Source organism: Salipiger bermudensis (assembly GCF_020171625.1).
Classification (GTDB): domain Bacteria; phylum Pseudomonadota; class Alphaproteobacteria; order Rhodobacterales; family Rhodobacteraceae; genus Salipiger; species Salipiger bermudensis_B.
This window is the reverse complement of record NZ_JAIUZY010000025.1, coordinates 1-18,776: the sequence shown is the minus strand read 5'-3', so window position 1 is coordinate 18,776 and position 18,776 is coordinate 1. Positions and strand designations below refer to the sequence as shown.

Sequence of the window (18,776 nt, the reverse complement as noted above, 5' to 3'; positions counted from 1 at the left end):
CCGTGTCGCACTCATGAATCGCTTCAATGCCCTCGGCACCGCAGAGATCGTTCGCGTGGCATGAACCTGAAGGGGAAAGGGGACCTCACGTCTCAGGCTGCCTTTCTGCAACAATGCCCATCAGAACGCAACTGCGTAGTCATCGTGCCTTCTAAACGTGTGGCGGATGACTGGCGGGATGTTGCTAACGAGGTCTTGATCGGGGACGAGGTTTCGCCGGGAGTAGCACGGCTGAGGGCTGGTCACGTGGGCCTCGTAATCCTTGTTAACCGCTATGATGGAGTAGACCTTCCACAGGACGCTTGCCGTGTCCTCGTCATTGACGGACTGCCGGAAGCTAACTCTCTTGTCGAACGAGTGGATAACGTAATTTTGGGTAATGGTACAGTAGGACTACGCCGTCAGGTCGAGAGGATCGAACAGGGAATGGGGCGAGGCGTCCGCTCTGTTGACGATTATTGCGTTGTCTTGCTCTTGGGTGCGCGGTTGACAGAGAGGCTACTTTCGACTGAGGGAAAACCATTGTTGTCGAATGCAACGCGTGCCCAAATCGACATTGCTCAGAAGTTGGCTGCTCAATCGCAGGGGGGGTCTACAACCGATCTCCGCGAAACAATGATGCTGTGTCTTGAGCGTAAAAAAGTTTGGACTGAGGGAAGCCGCCGGGCTCGGGCTTCGATTCGTCCAGATGGAAATTTGAGGCTCGACGCAACCTCGGTCGCACTTCGTCAAGCTTTCGACTTGGCGAGTTTAGATAATGATCGAGCGGCTGTTGAAGAAGTTCACTCACAGGTCCAGCAGGCGGCAGATCCTGGACTAAAAGCGTGGCTGCTTGTCAGAGAGGCGCTCCATAGTCAGAATTTCGATCCGACAGCGGCTCAAGGCAGGCTCGTGAAGGCAAGAACATACAATCGTCAAGTTCTCCGCCCATTGACTGGAGTTGACTATGATGCATTGAGTCGTCGTGAGATCCGACAGGCTGAAGCATCCCAGCAGTACCTGCTGACGCTCTTGGAAGCGTATGATCGCGTTCGCTTTGTAGATGCGCTTGCTGAAGATCTCCGTTTCCGCCCCGACACCTCTGAGCCGTTCGAGCAAGGTATCGATGACGCTGCGCGATTGATAGGTCTTTCGAGTCAACGCCCAGAAAAGCTCTATGGAGAGGGGCCCGATAATTTGTGGCACCTATTCGAAGATCGCTTCGCGGTTATCGAATGCAAAAATGGCGTGCAGAGCCAAGATGGCATCGCCAAAAAAGATTTAGGACAACTCCAGCAGTCGATGACTTGGTTTGGACGTCATTACGGTGCCGCCGAAGCGACACCGATTATAATCCACCCCCACGCCAAAGCGGGTGCAACTGCTTCCGTCCCGCCGGGTACTCGCGTGATAAATCCACAGGACCTTAAGAACTTTAACAATGCGTTGAAATCCTTCGTGCAGGCGTTGGCCACCGATGAAAGTGCGATTAGAAATGTAGAGAGAATCGCGTCACTTCTTACGTCGTGCAATTTGCAGGCCGACCTGTTGGTGAATAGTTTTTCACGTGAGGTTAAGTAGGATATTGCCGCAAAACACCTTGGTGAGGGCTGGAAACGTCGTGGAATGACTTCGAAAAACGATCAGTAGAACTGGTTGACCTAATTGGTGAGCTGTCTATTTAAGGGCCGGAAGATAACGGAATCCATATCTTCCGGCCCCAAGACTGACCTTCACTAATATCGGAAGAATGTTGCCTTCCATCCAGCCATGCAGAGCATCGCTGTCCGCCGCTTTTTGCACGCATGGCGAATGGCAGGTTTGGTGACGCCGCACCGCAAAGGCTATCGTAGGCATGAGAGGCAGGTGGGGGCCGTGAGTGACGGCCGCTTCGGTCTGTCAGGTGCCCGACCCGCTGCGCCATCGCATGACTGCTCCGAGCCCTTCCACGACGTTTCGAGGAAGTTCCGCTCGCGCCCGGGCTACGCAATTGAGCCATTGACCGCCGACCCTGACCGGAATGCCCCGGCGATCAGCGTGAGGGCGGCGAAACCTATGACGGCAGACGCGACGCCCGGCCCCGCCAAGAGAAGTCTGAAGAGAGGAGCGCCGACGGTCTGGCCCACGGCAATGGTCAGGAAGCCGACCATGAGGCCGGTTGCAGGCCGGTCCGGTAGGGCGTGAGTGCCCCAGATGAGGTAGACCCCCGTGAGCATCACGTAGGCCGCACCGAAAACGGCTCCTCCGACGAGCGTGGGGATCGGGCCGAGGCCGAAGCCGACCGAGAGGATGCTGGCTGCCATCAGGCTGAGAAAGGCCCAGTGGACGCGATCGAGACCGAGCCAGCCAACGAGCGTGCCGGCCCAGGCTCCGGCCAGTCCCCCGGTGCCCATGCAGCTCCAGAGAAGGCCGGTTCCGGTCGCCCCCCAGCCCATCTGCTCCGCGACGAGTTGGCCCCCGAAGGACCATAGCGCGGTGCTCGCGGCCCCCATCAGGAAGGAGGCGGAGATCAGCCGCAGGACCGGTCCCGTCATCGGGGGAAGGCCACCTGCACGACCGCTGCCCGAGGCGGCAGGAAGCGAGATCGCGGACGCGACGGCCAGCACCAGCGCGACGGCGGCGAAAGCCCCGAAGGCCAATCTCCATTGTCCCGCGAGGCCAAGCGCGATTGGCCCAGACAGCGCCACGCCCGCGCTCACACCCGCATTGATCACTGTGTTCGTCAGGTCTTGCCGGCTCTTGCCGACTGCAGCGGCGACCGCGGCAGCCATGGGCGGGGAAGCGAGGCCCGTGCTCGATCCGGCAACCACAACTGCGATGGCCAGGATCAGCGGCGATGGCGCGAGCGCGATGCCCGCCATCCCGATCGCCGCGACGAGGGCGGCGCCTGTCGCGACGGCGCGCGCGCCGAGACGTTCGGTCAGGAGGGCCGAGGCCACGATGGCGACACAGTAGCCGGCGAAGGAGCCGCCCGAGATCACGCCGCCGAGGGAGGGGCCGAGGCCCAGTTCGCCGTCGATCTGCGGCAGGAACAGGCCGAAGGCGAAGCGGGCAAAGCCGTAGCAGACCGCGATGACGGCGAAGCCGGTCGCGCCGATGCGAAGGGCCGGGCTCATGCGCGCGCCCTTTCAAGCAGGACGGCCGCCGCCGCCCGAGCCGCGGAGACGGCATCCGCTCCGCGATAGACAGCCGCGTGGGTTGCGCCCTCGAAGAGAACCACAACCTGCGCTGCGAGTGCCGGGTCCTCGCGTCCGAGGTCCATTGCGACGACCTCACCGACCCGCTCATGGAACGCGTCCTTGTGCAGCGCAACCGCCTCGGCGATCTCCGGCGTGTCACCCCCCGTTTCCGCGCGCGAGCGCAGGAACAGGCAGCCCCGGCAGCCCTCCACCCGGACCCAGTCCTCGAGAGCTGCGAACAGGGCGTCGATAGTCCGCACGTCGATCCGGGCCATGAAGCGCCGGTCGCGCTCGGTCAGCACGCGGGCCATGAGCGCGGCCTTGCTGCCGACGTGCTTGTAGAGCGTGCGGCTCGAAATCCCCGCAGCCTCCGTCAGCCGGTCCATGCCAGTGGCGATGTAGCCGTGCCGATCGAAGAGCCGCTCGGCGGCGGCGGTGAGTTTGCTGGTCACGTTCATGGGAACCTCCTTTGGCGTGATTGAACCGCAATGTAAAACGATCGTTTTACATTGCAAGCCGGTAGGACCAGAGGTCCGCTCTGTCAGCGCAGGCGTCATCAGGGCGGTGCAAGTGCTGTGCGGTGTGCGAGCGTCTGGTTCGGTGAAGCCGCGCCGCAGCGATGGAGCAACCGGTGGACGGCAGATCAGGGCCGCCTCTGCCCGGCAGGCCGACTCAACCGAGCGAGTTGGCCGGCTGCGGTGGCGCAGGCCCGCTTCGAACCCAACTGAGCGTCGAGATCAGGAGAAATGGTCTTTCCGTTCCTGTCGCCCGCCGCTCATGAGGATTGCACTGCACGCGATCAGGGCGATCCCGAGGGTTTCCCGGGCCGTGAGGACGTCTCCGAACAAGACAGCGCCCCAGATGGCCGCGAAGCCCAGGTAGGCGGTATCGAAAACACCGACGACCGGCGTCGGGGCCAGCCGGTAGGCCGTTGCGACTGCCGTGGCAATCACTGCCAAGAGACATCCGAGCACGAATGCGAGGCTCCAGTCCGCGAGCGTGAGCCTTGGCCAGAGCGCCAGAATGAAGCTCTCTGTGCCGCGCGGCCGAAAGAGCGACAGTAGGAGGAGCGCTGCGGCGGCCACGCAAACGAGACAGAGGTTGAGTGTAAAGGCCATCGCGCCCGGGTTTTCCGCCTGGCACCGGCTCCAGGTGATGAGCCCGGCCAGAGCATAGAAGCCGGCAGCTGCGAGCGGGAGCAGCAGCAGAGGAGTGAAGGTGTCGGTCGAGGGCGACACTACCAGTAGCACCCCGGCAAGAGACAGCGCCACGGCCGTCCATCCGCGCCCACCGACCTTCATGCCCAGCAGGGCGCGCCCCAGTAGCGCCATCCAGGCGGGCGCGGTGTAGTAGCACGCTGCGGCGAGCGCGAAGGACATGGCCGGTAGCGCTGCGTAATAGCTCAGCCACATGGCCGCGAGGCAGAGGCTACGCGCCCAGACCCAGCCGCGGCGGGTGAGACGAAGGCTCGACCGGCCATGCATGGGCAGGAGCCAGGCGGCGAGCAGCACTGCGGCAACGGTCGAGCGCAGCAAGACCAGCTGTGCCAGCCCGAAGTTGTCTCCGCTCATCTTCACCAATGCGTCGGAGAAGGACAGAAGCGTAACCGCCGCGAGGATCGCGATGATGCCGCGTGTGGTCCCGCCAGGAGGTGGGATGTGATCGGATTTCCATGCCATACGCGATGGAAACCACGGGCTGTTTCGCTCATAAAATGAGAATGGGTCGCCAATGTATGAGGATTTGGAATGGATCGCCGTTCGCTGCCACCCTTGTCTCGGCTCCCTGCCTTCGAAGCAGCCGCCCGACATGAAAGCTTCACCGCCGCCGCCGAAGAACTCGGTCTGACGCAAACCGCTGTGACCAAGCAGATCGCCGCCCTGGAGGCGGATCTCGGCCTGCGGCTCTTCGAGCGTCGCAACAGGGCCGTCTTCCTGACCGAGGCCGGGCGCGCCTACGGACAGGTTGTCGGCGCGGCCCTCGCCGATATAGCAGCCGAGACGACGCGCCTGCGCGGCGGCCCCTCCGGCACGGGACTGGTCCTGCATTGCCAGCTTTGCGAGGCCTTCTACTGGCTCATGCCGCGCCTTGCGGGCTTCCACGAACGCCATCCCGGTCTGGAGGTGCGGGTTGTCAGCGCCCTGGCGCCGCTGACGGCGGCACCCGAGCCCTTCGACGTGGCGATCCAGACGACCGGCCGGGCTGCAGGCTCGGCGCGTCTGGCCTTCACCGTCTCGGACGAGATCTTTCCCGTGGCCGCCCCAGGCCTCGTGCCGTCCGGAGCGCTACCGCTTCCTGCTGCGGGACTGGCCCGATACCCGCTGCTGTCGCACCGGGTCCTGCCGCAGGACTGGATGGATTGGCCGGACTGGTTCGAGGCCGTCGGACGCCCCATGCCGAAAAGCGCGCGGATCACCGGCTTCGACAGCTTTCCCTTGGTGCTACAGGCGGCGGTCGCAGGTCAGGGGATCGCGCTCGGCTGGCGCAACACGGTAAGTGGGCTCATCGCAGACGGCAAGCTCGTGAGGCTTTGCGATGAGGCGGTCTTCAGCCCGACAGAGATCTCGGTCTTCCGCGGCACTCGCCGCGGCAACCATGCGGAGACCGATGCACTGCTCTCGTGGCTCCGAGAAAAATTGACCGAAAGCCCCGCCAACGGCGGCTCCGCCCGCACCGTTGATGTCTAGCCGCCCAGAATTCTGCGGTCTGGATGAATGACGGCCTCGAGTCTTTTGCGAAAAAGAAACTTGTTGAGGCCTTAAGTCCAGCGAATCCAGGGGCTTGGGGCTGCCAGGAACGTTGAGAAAAACCATTTATTATCAACGGTTTGCAATCCATCCAACTTAAGAGCATCTTTACCCTCGACTGAGCGAGGCGAGCATTCCAACTCCTCCCGATCAGCCGTGACGCGGCCTGCGCTCTCTGTGGGTCAAAACTCGCTCGAATTCATCGGAGGCTATGTTGGCCGCCCCCACCGTTATCGAAATCCCGGACAATGGCGGGGCGGTCGCAGTAATGGCCGACCTCCACCTCAAGTCCTATTTTTGGCATGGAAGTAACCCGCTCGAGTTTCATGGCCTCGAAGATCGGCTGCTCGGGGAAAACGTCGATGCCTTGATCGTCGCGGGTGACCTGTCCGACACCTTCGGTCCGTCTCTGCAGGACGCGCTCGCCTATCTGACCCGCTATGTGCCCGCCGATCGCATCTACGTCGTCCCCGGAAACCATGACTACTATTCTGGGCGGCTGGACGACGAGAACCGGCTCCGTGACCTGATTCACGCCAGCGGGAGTTGGTTCGCGCAGAAGACCGAACTCCGCCATCGTGGCGACCGGTATCTCTGCGCCACGCTTTGGACCGACTTCGAGCTACTGGGGGATCAGGAGGCTGCCAAGAACTACGCACGCCGGTTCATGCGCGACTTCGACATGATCTCCACCGAAGCGTCTGGTCATGAGTGGCTTGATCCGAACGAGGTGCTGCCGCGCCGCATTGTCCCGGTTACACCTGAGGACATAATCGCCGTGCATCGAGAACACCGCGCTTGGCTGGAAGAAAGACTGGCGACCCCACATTTCGCCGGCAATGGCAGGACCTTTGTCGTCACGCACCACGGCCCGCACCCGTCCGCCGCAGGCCCAATCGATGGTCTCACGCCAGCCTTCCACTCAAACCTGACCGAAGTCCTCGAGCGGAGCGACATCGACACCTGGTTCTTCGGTCATTCACACCGACGACTGTCTTCCGTGGTTGCTGGGACACGCATTCAGAACATCTCGATCGGCTACCCGGAGGAGGATCACGGCGACGACGAGGATGACCTGGCGGAGGTCTGCTTCATAGCGGCGGCGCTGGCCACGCAACCCCCGAGTGAGCTTAGGGACCTGCCGGCTGATAGACAGGGACTCGAGCGAGACTTCGAGTACGCGCTTCGGTGCAGCGAAACCGGCGTTCCTGTGCTGGTGGACAAGCTCACACCCTCAAAGGGCACCTTTCTGCGCCACGCGTTGAGGGGATGCGCCTGCCCTGTCGTGCCGGATGGAGACGCGTACTACGCAAACGATGTCACCGTCGCGCTCGGCCAGACACGGCCAGGTTCTGAATGATGCCGTTTGATGCAATCATTTCGATCTCGGGGATACTGGTCTGTCTGGTTGGCCTTGTTCATGTCGTCATCGCCTACCGGCAGACCACGCGCTCGGCTGAACCTGATCCGCAGCGCGTAAAACGCTTCGTCGAAAGCGCCCTGCCGATCCCCGGCCACCTGCTTTACGCTCATCAGGATCAATGCCCCGACGCGAGGCCCTCTCGCGCGCAAGAGGCCGAACCTGGTGAGAAAGACGCAAAAGACCACGAGGCGCCGCGTTGACCACACCACTCCCCCTCGCGCCCGATCTCCAGGATCGGGAAACTGCCTTCTCCTTCGTATCGCGCCTCGCCGCGATGAACGGCGTCGATACTGCGGGCTTTTGTACCGACATGGGACTGTCTTTCAGCCAGGTGATCGACGGCAAGCCCGAAGCCTTGGCCCGTCTGGCAGATCTCAGCGCGACTGATGTCGAGGAGCTGCGGCGTTGGTCGCCGCGCTACCTAGGGAACCGGGAGCATGAGTTCCGCGGCAATCGCCTTCATGCCAAGGCCATCAAGGAAAGCACCGTCCGGGGCTGCCCTGCCTGTCTGCGGGAGGATGCGGAAGCCGCCCCAGACAGTTTTGAAGGCGACATGTACATCAGGGGCCACTGGCTCTTCCGGCCTGTGACACTCTGCCTGAAGCATCACCATCCTCTCGTTCCGCTATGGGCCGAGGCCAATGTCAGCCGGCGCTACGACGCTGCCGCTCGCTTGGCCGAGATCGCGCCCGGCGTATGGGCCGGAAAACTGGACAAGGAGCTTCGCGCCCCCAACCCGTTCGATGAATGGATCGAGGCCCGCCTTAAGGGCACCCCCACGGAGAGTTGGCTGGATCAGTTCGACCTCTACGCCGCCGCGCATTTCTGCGAGTTGCTCGGCCGCGCCATCTGGGCGGTCAGGTTCCCGAAGTGGAAGAAGTTCGGCCCGGAACGTGCCTGGATGTCCTTCGAGATGGGCTTCCGCTTCGCGACCGAAGGGGAAGCGACGGTCCGCGATACCCTGATGCAGCTGCAGGAGACCATTGGCGAGCCGACCGACGGCCCCAAGAAGAAGTACGGCGCGCTGTACGACAGGCTCGCATTCGACCTCCTGGGCGAGGCCTACGCACCCTTCCGGGAGCTTCTCCGCGACCACATCGCCAGCACCTGGCCGCTAGGTCCGGGCGACGACCTCATGGGAGAGCCTGTGCTGGAGCGAAAGGTCCACTCGGTCCGCACCGCCGCGCGCGAACTCGGCATGGATCCCCGGCGCCTGCGCAAGCTGCTGGTCGATGTCGATCTCGTCCGGCCCGCCGAGACCGGCCGCGATGACCAGTGGGAGCTGTTCGATGCCAGGGCAGCGCAGCCACATCTCGACCGGATCAACACCCTGGTGTCCGCAAAGGACTTCCAGGAAGCATTGAACATGTCCCGCTCGCAGTTCGAGCTTTTGCGAAAAGAGGGCCATTTCCCGCCCGCGATCGACGGTGGAGATCACAAGCCACTCTGGGACATCCGTGCCGCGCACCTGCATCTGGAAAGCCTGCTGACCGGTGCCGAGCCGATCTACGTGACCATGCACGGCTGGGATGACATCCCGACGACCGCGCAAAGCCTGAAGGTCTCCCCAGGCATGGTCCTGAAACTGCTCGAGGGCGGCAGGGTTCAGCGGATCGGTCGGCACACCAACCGTGATGGCTACGCCAGCATCGTGGTCACGAAAGGTGAGATCGAGCGCCTTCTGGATCGCCCCGAGGCGCCGGGTCTCAGTATCGATGTCTTCGCCCGCCAGTGCGGTCTGACACGCTCCGCCGCCATGCGGCTGGTGCGCGAAGGGCATATCCCGTCCACGGAAGGCCGACACCCCAAGACCAATGCGCGGCAGCGCTTCCTGGCACCAGGCGATCTCGCCGCTTTCCATGAGCGGTTCGTGACCCTGCGCGGCCTGGCCGTCGAGCTTGGCATGCCCTGGCAGGCGCTCCGGCCCAAGCTGGCGGCTGCGGGGATCGAGCCCTTCAGTCCAGACGGGCAGGACTACGGCGCGGTTTTCGAGCGCGATGTCGCTATCGCAGCTGACCTTCCCTCCACGAAACCAAGAAGCCAACAAAACAAGGAGAAAGACGGGGAATGAAATACCTCATCACGACATATGACCGCCATGATGTGACGGATCATGCCAACTACTGCGAAGCTCATCAGATCCCATGCATTTACGCGCTGGTTCTGGGCGAAAAATGCACTGTCTTCGTCCACTGCGAAAAACTTACTGGCCCCCGGAGCCAAGCCATCAAAGCCCATGAGGCCGAGTTTGCGGAATTTATCGCTCGTCTCCACAACACCTACGCGGAGCCCGCTTGGATTCAGGAAACCCTGCCAATGTCGTTCTGGTATCACGACCTGCCTGCTTCAGCTGCGGAGGACGTGGCGGAAGAGACATATGAGTTCTTGAGAACGATCCTGGCTCCGTTCGACGACAAGTAGGTGACGAGCGGCTTCGCCACGCGAGGCACACCACTTGCGAGACAGGCCAGGCCACTTGGCCAGCACTTCAGTCGATCTAAGACTGGCCCCCAAGAGCCTCCGGCCATCCGTGTTTCACGGCACGCCGAGCGCTAACCTCGATGCACTCCTTGCATCGGGCTTCAAACCTGGCCAGCGGTGTCACGCCCCCAGATATCGCACTACCGAAAATGCACTATGGAGAAACGGCACATGGAGTATTCACCTGACGACTGGGTGATCCTGAAAGTTTCGTTGGCGATGCGGGACAGAACTTTCACTCAGTTCAGAGTATTAGGCGGCTGGTCCGGTGGTTATCTGGACGGGGATGCCTGGCGAATAAACTCAGGCATCCAAACCGTTCATGCGGGCGACCGCGCATACCACTTCCTTGGTCGATCAGGTTCCGTCTATCTATGCCGACGCGGCGGATATCGCATGTCACGCATCATGGCGGCTGGCCTGACAGAGCTGAAGCGTCAGCAGAGCGTTGTCGATGCAGAGATTCTGGACGACAGGAATTGGCTTGAACCAGGGCTCTTTGAAGCCCTCCTCTCGACAGCGGCTGACGATACAGCGGAGAAGTGACTTCGCCTCGAGACCTTCGCGAGTCGGCTAGGGGCTTGCTGTGCAGGTGTGGGACCTCAACCGGACGCGCCGCTGCTTCCGGCCCACACCGGTCATTGGCGAGGATTACCATTGCCGCAGCGCGGCTTCCCCATACCGGACCTTGATGGCACCGCGCAGAATAGTCCAGGTGCCCAAGGTCGGCAGAGCGGATGGAGCGGTCGCTCGCTGCGCCTCGCGATATTCGGTTGGCGGGCAGATCTGGTCAGGGCGTCCTACGTGTTCACCCCTGTGCGGTGGGGCGGATCACGATACTGCCGACATCCACATCAGAGGGTTGTTCCAGCGCAAAGAGGATCCCCCGCGCAATTGCCTCTGGCGAGATCGAGATCTCACTCACTTGTCCCGCGATCAACTGTTTCGTCGGAGCGTCGGCAATTCCCTCGATGAAATCCGTCGCGATCATCCCCGGAGAGACTTCGGTCACCCTCAGGTTCGGCCCTGCTTCCTGCCTGAGCACCTCGGTCGCCGTGCGCACCGCGTTCTTCGTGGCGGCATAGACGCCCATCGTCGGCGTCATCTTGAGTCCGGCGGTCGAGATGACGTTGACCACGTGGCCCCCGCTCTGGCGCTGAAAGACCGGCAATGCGGCCGCGATGCCATAGAGCGTGCCACGCAGGTTCACGTCGATCATCGCGTCCCATTCCTCAACCCGTAAGGCGTCGAAACGTGAAATCGGGCCAATTCCGGCACAATTGACGATGACGTCGAGCCGCCCGAACCGTTCGATGGCCGTCGCGACGAGCGCTTCGAGATCGCCGCGTCGGCGCACGTCTATGGTCCGGACGGCGGCCATGCCACCGGCGGACGTGATCTCCTCCTCGAGTGCCTGAAGCTTGCTTTCCCGGCGGGCACCCAGCACGATACGGGCGCCGCGTTCGGCAAGCAGTTTCGCCGTCGCGCACCCTATTCCGCTGCTCGCGCCCGTGATGGCGACGACCTTGCCCTCGATACTCATGGGGATCTCCTTCTCGAATTGAACGGTTCCTCTCGCGAGAGACCTATGAGAGAACGGAAAGATGCACGATGCCACGCGCTCCAGGAAATTGTCGCGAACGTCCAGAATTGGGCTGGATCCGCTTTCGGACGTGCTTGATGTCTTGGGCGCGGCCGTGACGCGCCGCTCCCGGATCGAAGCAGCGGGAGACTGGGCACTGTCGTTTCCCAGCGTCGATCGCCTCAAGTTCGTCGCGCTGTTGAGAGGGCAGACGTGGATACTGGTTCCCGATCAACCTGCGCAGCGGCTGCAGGCAGGGGACGTCTGCCTGATCGGACCCACCAACTACGCCATCGCCAGCGACCCGGCGCTGACGCCGACGGATGGTCGCGTCCTTTATGACGGGCCGAATATGGATGTCGCGCGCATCAGCGGGGACGACACGATCGCGATCGGCGGGACCGTGACCTTTGCCGAGGCAAACGCCGACTTTCTCCTCGACATGCTTCCGAGTTTCAACGTCATCCCGCACAGCGTGTCGGCCTCTGGGACCGTCACGACACTGCTCACCCTCATGTCGGGCGAGATCGAGCGGGACATGCCTGGACGCGAGATCGTGGACGCTCGGCTCGCCGACATCTTGCTGGTGGAAGCCATCCGGGCCCATGCCGCGCAGGTCGGGCCAAGGGATATGGGTTGGCTCGGCGCGCTGCTCGACCCCCGCCTTAGCCGTGCTTTGGCCGCTCTGCACAAGGACATCGCGCACGCGTGGACCGTGGCCGAACTGGCCGGTATCGCCGGCATGTCCCGTGCGGCCTTTTCCGCCGATTTCGCCCGGCGGGTCGGTCAACCGCCCCTGTCCTACCTGCGCACCTGGCGTCTGACCAAGGCGCGGGCGGCCCTTGTGCAGGATGCCGCGACGGTGGCCGAGATTGCCAATGCAGTCGGCTACCAGTCGCAGAGCGCCTTCAGTCAGGCTTTCCGTCGCGCCTTTGGCGCCTCTCCGAAAGCGGTTGCAAATTTCCGGCGCGGGATTTGACTATCTGCTCAAACGCACGCTTCGCATTTCACGGCAATGTCGCGGAAGGGCTCGAAGCAGACCTGCGGCGGCGCGGCAGGCCCGTCGCCTTGGCACGCCAGGCCCGCGGGCGCTGACGGCCTTGAGCAGCCGTTCGCCAGGGTGGCCATCGCCGCAGCGCGGCTTCCCCATACCTGACCTTCGTGGCACCGTGCAGCATCGTTCAGGGCTTCAAGGTCAGCAGTGCGGACAGAACTCCCGGTGGGGCGGCGCGGGCGAAGCCATGGCGAATGATCGGAACGCGCCGTCTCACGCGGCCGCATGTTTCGCGTCCAGGAATCGCAGGTCGAAGACGAGCGATGCCGCGGCCTTTGCGAGGTCGCTGCCGTCATCGGCAATGCGGACGAGCGTCCGAGGAAGTTTCGGCAGGCCATGCTCGGGTGGGACCTCGACAAGATCGCGGGTCGCAAGCGACCGGGGCAGTGCCGCGATGGCGAGATCGGCGCGGAGCGCCGCGAGCTGGCCCATGGACGTGTCGCTGGCATAGGCGATGCGATAGTCTCGTCTCTGCGCATCGAGCCCGGCGAGGGCAGCCACGCGCCAGGCGCAGCCGATCTCCGCCGTCGCAATGGGCAGCGGGTTGCGATGCACGGCCCCACCGCCGTCCAGCATGAGCCAGACGAGCGGTTCGCCGGAGACCTCGCGGGACGGCAAGTCGGGGGAACCGACATCGTTGAAGAGCGCCAGATTGACTGTGCGGCCCTGGACGGCCGCCAAGACGTCGGCACTCGCGCCGAGACGAACATCGACCCGCAGGTCCGGATGCGCCTCGGCGAGACGCTGCAGCAGTGCCGGCACCATCGAGACGCCCAGGTCGTGCGGTGCGGCAAGCGTCAGGCGCCCCGACAGCGCCTCCCGGCGGAAGAGGGCGACAGTCTCGTCGTTCAGGCGGAGGAGCTGGCGCGCCTGCCGGAGCAAGGTTTCGCCGCCCTCCGTCAGAACGACCCGCCGTGCGTCGCGCTCGAAGAGGCGGGTCTCCAGCATCTCCTCCAGCCCCGCGATCTGGAGGCTGACCGCGGAAGGCGATTTCGCCAGCAGCGCAGCGGCCCGCCGGAACGAACCGGTCTCGCAAATGGTCGCGAAGCTGCGCAGAGCGGTCAGCTTCAGCGTTCGGTTGCCCAGCGTCGTTTCGGTTTCCTGCATCATAGGTGCAAATCATATCGTTTTTCGAAACACCGCGCAGCCCTTAATCTCCCGTCCATCACAACAGGAGAATTCCCATGACCCGCAGTATCCCGATCGGCCTTGCCTGGGCGGCCGCCGCCATCCTGATCTGGTCGGGATCGCTGGTGATGCTGCGGCTCGGCGTGACCACCTCGCTCAACGCATACGACCTGACAATGCTGCGCTTCGGCGTGGCAGGCGTGGTCCTCCTGCCGGTCTTCTGGCGGCACGGGGTCGGGCCGGCGGGGCCGGTGGCGGCGGGGGCTATGGTGGTGCTTTTCGGCGCGCCCTACGCGCTCCTGATTTCGCTCGCGCTGACCACGGCGCCCTCCGCCGCGGCCGGAGCCCTAAATCCCGGCGTGATGGCCATCGCCTCGGTGCTGGTGGGCCGGGCGATCTTCGGGGATCGGATCGGTGGCGCGCGCTCTATGGGTATCGCAGTCACGGCGCTCGGCATCGCGCTCTTCACCCGCGCGGGCGGTGCGATCGCAAAGGGCCACCTGATCCTCGTGGGGACAGGCGTGATGTGGGCGGGCTACGCCCTGACGAGCCGGCGCACGGACGTCCCGGCGCTCACCGCCACGGCGATTGTCGCAGTGGGATCCGCGGTCTTCTATTTGCCGATCTACCTTTTCGCGCTCCCTAAAGAGGTTGGCACTGCCCCGGCGGCGGACATCCTGCTCCAGGCCGTCTTCCAGGGCGTGCTCGTCAGCGTTGTCGCGATCTACGCGTTCAACCGCTCGGCCGAGCTTTTGGGCCCTGTCGCGGGCGCGACCCTGCCGGCCCTCATCCCAGTCGCGACGCTTGGCCTCGGTGTCCTCGTCCTGGGCGAAGTCGCTGGTCCTCTCTCGCTGGGCTCGGCCGGTCTGGTCGCTGCGGGGCTCGCCCTGATCCTGGTCGGCCCGCGCGTGATCGGCCGTATTACGACCAAGCGCCTCACGCCGACGCGGTCCTGAACCGATGTAGCCCCGGTAGAGAGGGCTCGAAGCGGCCATGCGGCGTCGCGGCGCGGGCCAGCCCTCGGTACTTCCCAGCGCGATGTCACTTCCGGCCCAGAGCTGCCGTTCGCCAGAGTGGCCATCGCCGCAGCGCGCCTTCCCCTTACCGGACCTTCCTGACGGCGTGCAGCATAGTCCGGGCCCCGAAGGTCCGCAGAGCGGACTTTGCTGCCGTTCGTACACGTACCTGATCCGCTTAGTGAGCCTTCGCCCCGGGTATCCGCGTCGATCTATTTGGAAGGGGGAGTACCGAGCAGCGCCGAAGATCACGGCGCTTCGCCAAGGTGCTCCGTCATCCAGCGGGCCTCCTCCATCGCGCTCCGCCCGAAGTGTCTTCGGAAGTCACGACTGAACTGGGAGGCACTCTGGTAGCCGACCTTCGCCGCGACACTGGCAACGGAGCCGTGGTTGCGCGCAATCATCAGTCTTGCCTCGTGCAGGCGCATTGCCTTGATATACCGGACCGGCGAGGTGCCCGTCAGCTGCTTGAAGTGGGCATGATAGGACGGAACGCTCATCCCGGCCGCGGTGGCCAGATCTGGCACCGAGAGGCTCGTGGTGAAGTTCTGCCGAATCCGCCCCAAGCTTTCGAGAATTCGTCCCGCGGGGCCCCGTTGCCGCAGGGCGGCGCGAAGGGCGCCGCCCTGCGGCCCGACGAGCACGCGGTAATGCAACTCCCGAAGCAGCCCATGGCCCAGGATCGCCGCTTCCTGAGGATCCGCGAGCGCGGCAAGTGTCCGGCCCAGAAGCGCGTGTATCCGCGGGTCCATCGGGCTGGAGACGAGGCTCCGGGCCTGCGCTGGCGCCGCCCCTCCCACGGCGTCCAGAGCGACGGCGATCTCGGCGGCCAGCTGCAGGTCGAACTCGAGGTAGAGCGCCAGCAGCGGCCGTTCGGGATCGGCCTGCGAGGCCATACGGAACGGCACGGGAACCGAGACGGCGAGATAGTGATCCGCATCGTAGCGATAGACCGTCCCGCCCAGAAAGCCCTGCTTGGCGCCCTGCAGCACGAAGACCGCGCCGGGCCGGTAGAGGACCGGCACATCCTCGAGCACGGCTTCCGAGCGCAGGATGCGAAGGCCGGACAATGTTGTGCGGTTGTACCCCGCGCGGGGCGCGAGGGTTGCCGCTTGGGAGACGAGATCGTTGCAGTTCATAGGATCGGACAAAGATGAGAGAGGATCAGCCGTGTACGGCGGGTTCGATCGAGACAATCTGTCAATACATCGAAACACGCAAGCGAGGGCCTCCTCATGTCAGGCAAGACTTTCTTCATTACCGGCGCCAATTCGGGGTTCGGATATGCAATCGCCAGCGCGGCTTTGAAAGCTGGCCACAAGGTGATCGGCACGGTCCGCTCCGATGCAGCGCGGGCCTCGCTCCTCGAACGCCTTCCCGACGTTCATCCGGTTCTTTTCGACGTCACCGATTTTGATCGTATCGACGCGGTGGTCAGCCGGACGGAGGCAGACTTCGGCCCAGTCGATGTCCTCGTGAACAATGCCGGTTATGGGCACGAGGGCGTGCTGGAGGAATGCCCCCTGTCCGAGTTGCAGCGCCAGTTCGACGTCAACGTCTACGGAGCAGTCGCGGTGGCCAAGGCCTTTCTACCCCGGTTTCGCCAGCGCCGAGCCGGTTTCATCCTTAACGTCACTTCGATGGGCGGTCTGATCACAATGCCCGGGATTGCCTATTACTGTGGTAGCAAGTTCGCGTTGCAGGGCATCTCCGAGGTCATGCGCAGCGAGATGGCGCCATTCGGGGTGCATGTAACGGCACTCTGCCCCGGCTCCTTCCGCACCGACTGGGCAGGTCGATCCATGGTTCGAAGCGAACGCTCCATCAGCGATTACGACAGCCTCTTCGACCCGATCCGCCAAGCGCGGCAGGAAAAGCACGGCGCTCAGCTCGGCGACCCCGATAAGCTGGCCGAAGCCGTTCTCGGCCTCGTGATGTCGGACACTCCCCCGCCGCAGCTCCTGCTCGGTAGCGACGCACTCGGCCTGGTGCGCAAGCGGCTTCATGCGATGCTCCAGGAAATCGATGACTGGGAAGCCGTCACCTGCTCCACCGACGGCTGACGACACGCGACGGACGACTCACTACGGGCCCGGAGCCGCTCGGTCACCAGGCCCGTCGTCGCCTTTCGAAGTACAAGGCAAGATCGACTGGTGTGGGCTCCAAGCGGCCGTGCGGCGTCGCAGCGAGGGCCAGCCCTCGGTCCTTCCCAGCGCGACGTCGGTCCCGGCCCTCTCCGGACGTCCGCTAGGATCACTACTGCTGCAGCGCGGCTTCCCCAAACCGGACTTTCACAGGAGCGCGCAGCATCGTCTAGGAGCGAGAGGTCTGCGGTCCGGGACGAAGCCGACGTTGACATCGCCCTGAATGGCCCATTTGGTGTTTCTTAAGTTTTCGCCTGAAATCAGTCTTCAAACGTGCAAAAACGAACAGCCTGCTCATACTCACCGTAGAATTGTAATTGCCTTTCAAAGTGTCCGATGAAAAAACTCAAAAATCTTGTTGCCCTTTTCGTTCTTCTCTTTGCTGCTAACCTCGCGTCTTCAGAACAATTGCCCGCAGAAGATGTAGACCGGTTCTGGCGCAGTGTGACGCCTGTGGTCGAAGGTCTTTCGACCGAAGCTCCCATGGAAGATCTTGCTCAAAGCTTAAACGAAATATCGGCCGAGCTGGCAACGCTGACCCCTGATTTTGCCTTGGAGATCCGGTCTGACCTCGGGGAGAACGGCGCGCTTATCGTGTCAGCCGAAGGCATCGAACTGGTCTTTCCGATCGTGTCCCAGATCGTCGAGTCCGCACCGGAATTCCCCAATATCGATGCCATTGCCTTTCGGCAGCCCCGTAGCGACCTAGCCACATTCGAGTTGCAAGTCGATGGCATCGCGACGATGCGTGCCCGTGACGTCGGCTTTCTGCCATTCGGCTATTCCGCACATGACCAGACTATTGCCATCGTGCTTGTGCATGACCTTTTCTCGGGTCCTCGTCGCGAGCAGGCGGTGCAGGCTGGCTTTCTGCTTCTGGATGCCAGCATCGGCGAAGTGCGCGTGACGGAGGAGCTTGGTCAAATCGACTTTGTCTCACCTCAGGAGTTCGAGCAGCTGGGTGGTCACCAGATCGACCTTTTGCCGTTGAGCGCCCTTGGCGCAGAGCTTGAGCGCGTACGGTCAGAAATGGAGAAGACGGAGCCACCCTTGCGAATGGAGAAGACGATGACGGACGACGAAAAGATCGCCGCTTGGAACGCCTTGGTCCTGAACGCGGACGAAACCTACCGCGACGGCACAGGTGAGCGCCGGGCCGCGGCGATCGCAGCCGTCTATATGGGCGGCGCGAACAGAGGCGGGATCAACAGCTTCCTGACAGACTCGCCGGATCTGGCAGCCCAGGATGTCCTCGATGCGCTTGAAACGCTCGGAGCGACCGTAGCCGCCGGTCAGCTTCGGACGATCCTCGATGAATTGGGCGACCCACTGCCGGCCGCCACTCCGGAAGAGCGATGGGATCAGCTTGAAACACTCTGGACGGACAATCTTGACGTGTTCGATGTCCTGACAGAGGCGGCCGACAAGGACTTGCTGGCCGCGCTTGAGCGGCACGTGGAGAGGAACCTTGACTACTACCTGATCCGGACCACTGACAGTGCCACGCCTTGATTTCCGCGGCCGGTCCTGTCGGTCTGGAATTCAAAAGATAGAGATACTCATAGTTGTTCGGCTGAGCATTCAGTCCCATGAACGGGGCGTTCCCGAGAGATCGCTGGAACGCCCCGTTCTTTTTATTATCCACGAGAAAAAGCAGCGGCCGTAGAGGCTTGCAAATGGCGGCTTCGCGTACCCTCTGGACCTGTGACGTCGTCAGCTGACGGGCGTTCCCGGCCCAGAGCGGACCTTGGCTGGGTACGGCCATGCCGCGATGCAGCTTCACCGAACCGGCCAATCGTCCGTTGCGCAGCATTCTTGACGCTTTAATGACCGCAGCGCGGACAAAGAAGACATTTTCGTTATTCCGGGAAAACCTTTCTGAGAGCATCAGATCGCAAAATTGAGCCAGGTGTAACTACCGAAAGGCATTGTTGCAGAAAGGCAGCCTGAGACGTGAGGTCCCCTTTCCCCTTCAGGTTCATGCCACGCGAACGATCTCTGCGGTGCCGAGGGCATTGAAGCGATTCATGAGTGCGACACGGA

Annotated in this window: 17 protein-coding genes; 11 read left to right on the top strand and 6 right to left on the bottom strand. The window is 63.1% G+C overall.

What is annotated here, in order from left to right:
* The coding region (locus LCM15_RS22275) for a helicase C-terminal domain-containing protein (protein WP_224860016.1) at positions 1 to 1,560 on the top strand (1,560 nt) is incomplete at its 5' end.
* A gap of 401 nt (positions 1,561 to 1,961) precedes the next feature.
* Here the strand turns inward: LCM15_RS22275 and LCM15_RS22270 are convergent.
* From LCM15_RS22270 to LCM15_RS22260, 3 genes are all read right to left on the bottom strand, one after another.
* Positions 1,962 to 3,095, bottom strand: a complete 1,134-nt coding sequence (locus LCM15_RS22270) for an MFS transporter (protein WP_224860015.1) — start codon at positions 3,093 to 3,095, stop codon at positions 1,962 to 1,964.
* On the bottom strand, positions 3,092 to 3,616 hold the full coding sequence (locus tag LCM15_RS22265; protein WP_224860014.1) for a TetR/AcrR family transcriptional regulator: 525 nt from the start codon (positions 3,614 to 3,616) through the stop codon (positions 3,092 to 3,094). Before LCM15_RS22265 ends, LCM15_RS22270 begins: the two co-directional genes overlap by 4 nt.
* 279 nt (positions 3,617 to 3,895) lie before the next feature.
* Positions 3,896 to 5,011, bottom strand: coding sequence for a DMT family transporter (locus LCM15_RS22260; RefSeq protein WP_224860013.1), 1,116 nt, complete (start codon positions 5,009 to 5,011; stop codon positions 3,896 to 3,898).
* Here LCM15_RS22260 and LCM15_RS22255 point away from each other — a divergent pair.
* The 6 genes from LCM15_RS22255 to LCM15_RS22230 all read left to right on the top strand — a co-directional run bounded on the left by LCM15_RS22255 (position 4,907) and on the right by LCM15_RS22230 (position 10,355).
* Entirely contained in the window at positions 4,907 to 5,845 is a 939-nt protein-coding gene (locus LCM15_RS22255; RefSeq protein ID WP_224860012.1) for a LysR substrate-binding domain-containing protein, read from the top strand. The genes LCM15_RS22260 and LCM15_RS22255 overlap by 105 nt on opposite strands.
* A 274-nt stretch (positions 5,846 to 6,119) precedes the next feature.
* The gene (locus tag LCM15_RS22250; protein WP_224860011.1) at positions 6,120 to 7,265 is read left to right on the top strand and encodes a metallophosphoesterase; all 1,146 of its coding nucleotides are present in this window, start codon (positions 6,120 to 6,122) and stop codon (positions 7,263 to 7,265) included.
* On the top strand, positions 7,265 to 7,528 hold the full coding sequence (locus LCM15_RS22245; RefSeq protein WP_224860010.1) for a hypothetical protein: 264 nt from the start codon (positions 7,265 to 7,267) through the stop codon (positions 7,526 to 7,528). The genes LCM15_RS22250 and LCM15_RS22245 overlap by 1 nt, the downstream gene beginning before the upstream one ends.
* The gene (locus LCM15_RS22240) at positions 7,525 to 9,399 is read left to right on the top strand and encodes a TniQ family protein (protein WP_224860009.1); all 1,875 of its coding nucleotides are present in this window, start codon (positions 7,525 to 7,527) and stop codon (positions 9,397 to 9,399) included. The genes LCM15_RS22245 and LCM15_RS22240 overlap by 4 nt, the downstream gene beginning before the upstream one ends.
* A complete protein-coding gene (locus LCM15_RS22235; RefSeq protein WP_224860008.1) occupies positions 9,396 to 9,749 on the top strand; it encodes a hypothetical protein in 354 nt (117 codons plus the stop codon). Before LCM15_RS22240 ends, LCM15_RS22235 begins: the two co-directional genes overlap by 4 nt.
* Before the next feature lie 231 nt (positions 9,750 to 9,980).
* The gene (locus LCM15_RS22230; protein ID WP_224860007.1) at positions 9,981 to 10,355 is read left to right on the top strand and encodes a hypothetical protein; all 375 of its coding nucleotides are present in this window, start codon (positions 9,981 to 9,983) and stop codon (positions 10,353 to 10,355) included.
* Positions 10,356 to 10,617: 262 nt separating this feature from the next.
* On the opposite strand, the gene LCM15_RS22225 is transcribed toward LCM15_RS22230, so the two are convergent.
* Positions 10,618 to 11,352: an SDR family oxidoreductase gene (locus LCM15_RS22225; RefSeq protein WP_224860006.1), complete on the bottom strand. Its 735-nt coding sequence runs from the start codon at positions 11,350 to 11,352 to the stop codon at positions 10,618 to 10,620.
* A gap of 61 nt (positions 11,353 to 11,413) precedes the next feature.
* On the opposite strand from LCM15_RS22225, the gene LCM15_RS22220 reads away from it, so the two are divergent.
* The gene (locus tag LCM15_RS22220; RefSeq protein WP_224860005.1) at positions 11,414 to 12,370 is read left to right on the top strand and encodes an AraC family transcriptional regulator; all 957 of its coding nucleotides are present in this window, start codon (positions 11,414 to 11,416) and stop codon (positions 12,368 to 12,370) included.
* A 288-nt stretch (positions 12,371 to 12,658) separates the two neighbouring features.
* Here LCM15_RS22220 and LCM15_RS22215 read toward each other — a convergent pair whose 3' ends face one another.
* Entirely contained in the window at positions 12,659 to 13,555 is an 897-nt protein-coding gene (locus tag LCM15_RS22215) for a LysR family transcriptional regulator (RefSeq protein WP_224860004.1), read from the bottom strand.
* Between the two features lie 74 nt (positions 13,556 to 13,629).
* Here LCM15_RS22215 and LCM15_RS22210 point away from each other — a divergent pair, with 74 nt between their 5' ends.
* Positions 13,630 to 14,529 carry a DMT family transporter gene (locus LCM15_RS22210; protein WP_224860003.1) on the top strand — a complete coding sequence of 300 codons (900 nt, stop codon included), beginning with the start codon at positions 13,630 to 13,632 and terminating at the stop codon, positions 14,527 to 14,529.
* Between the two features lie 308 nt (positions 14,530 to 14,837).
* Here LCM15_RS22210 and LCM15_RS22205 read toward each other — a convergent pair whose 3' ends face one another.
* On the bottom strand, positions 14,838 to 15,728 hold the full coding sequence (locus tag LCM15_RS22205; protein WP_224860002.1) for an AraC family transcriptional regulator: 891 nt from the start codon (positions 15,726 to 15,728) through the stop codon (positions 14,838 to 14,840).
* Between the two features lie 96 nt (positions 15,729 to 15,824).
* Between LCM15_RS22205 and LCM15_RS22200 the strand changes: the two genes are divergently transcribed.
* Positions 15,825 to 16,652 carry an oxidoreductase gene (locus LCM15_RS22200; RefSeq protein WP_224860001.1) on the top strand — a complete coding sequence of 276 codons (828 nt, stop codon included), beginning with the start codon at positions 15,825 to 15,827 and terminating at the stop codon, positions 16,650 to 16,652.
* Between the two features lie 417 nt (positions 16,653 to 17,069).
* Positions 17,070 to 18,245: a DMP19 family protein gene (locus LCM15_RS22195; protein WP_224860000.1), complete on the top strand. Its 1,176-nt coding sequence runs from the start codon at positions 17,070 to 17,072 to the stop codon at positions 18,243 to 18,245.
* Positions 18,246 to 18,776: the final 531 nt, after the last annotated feature.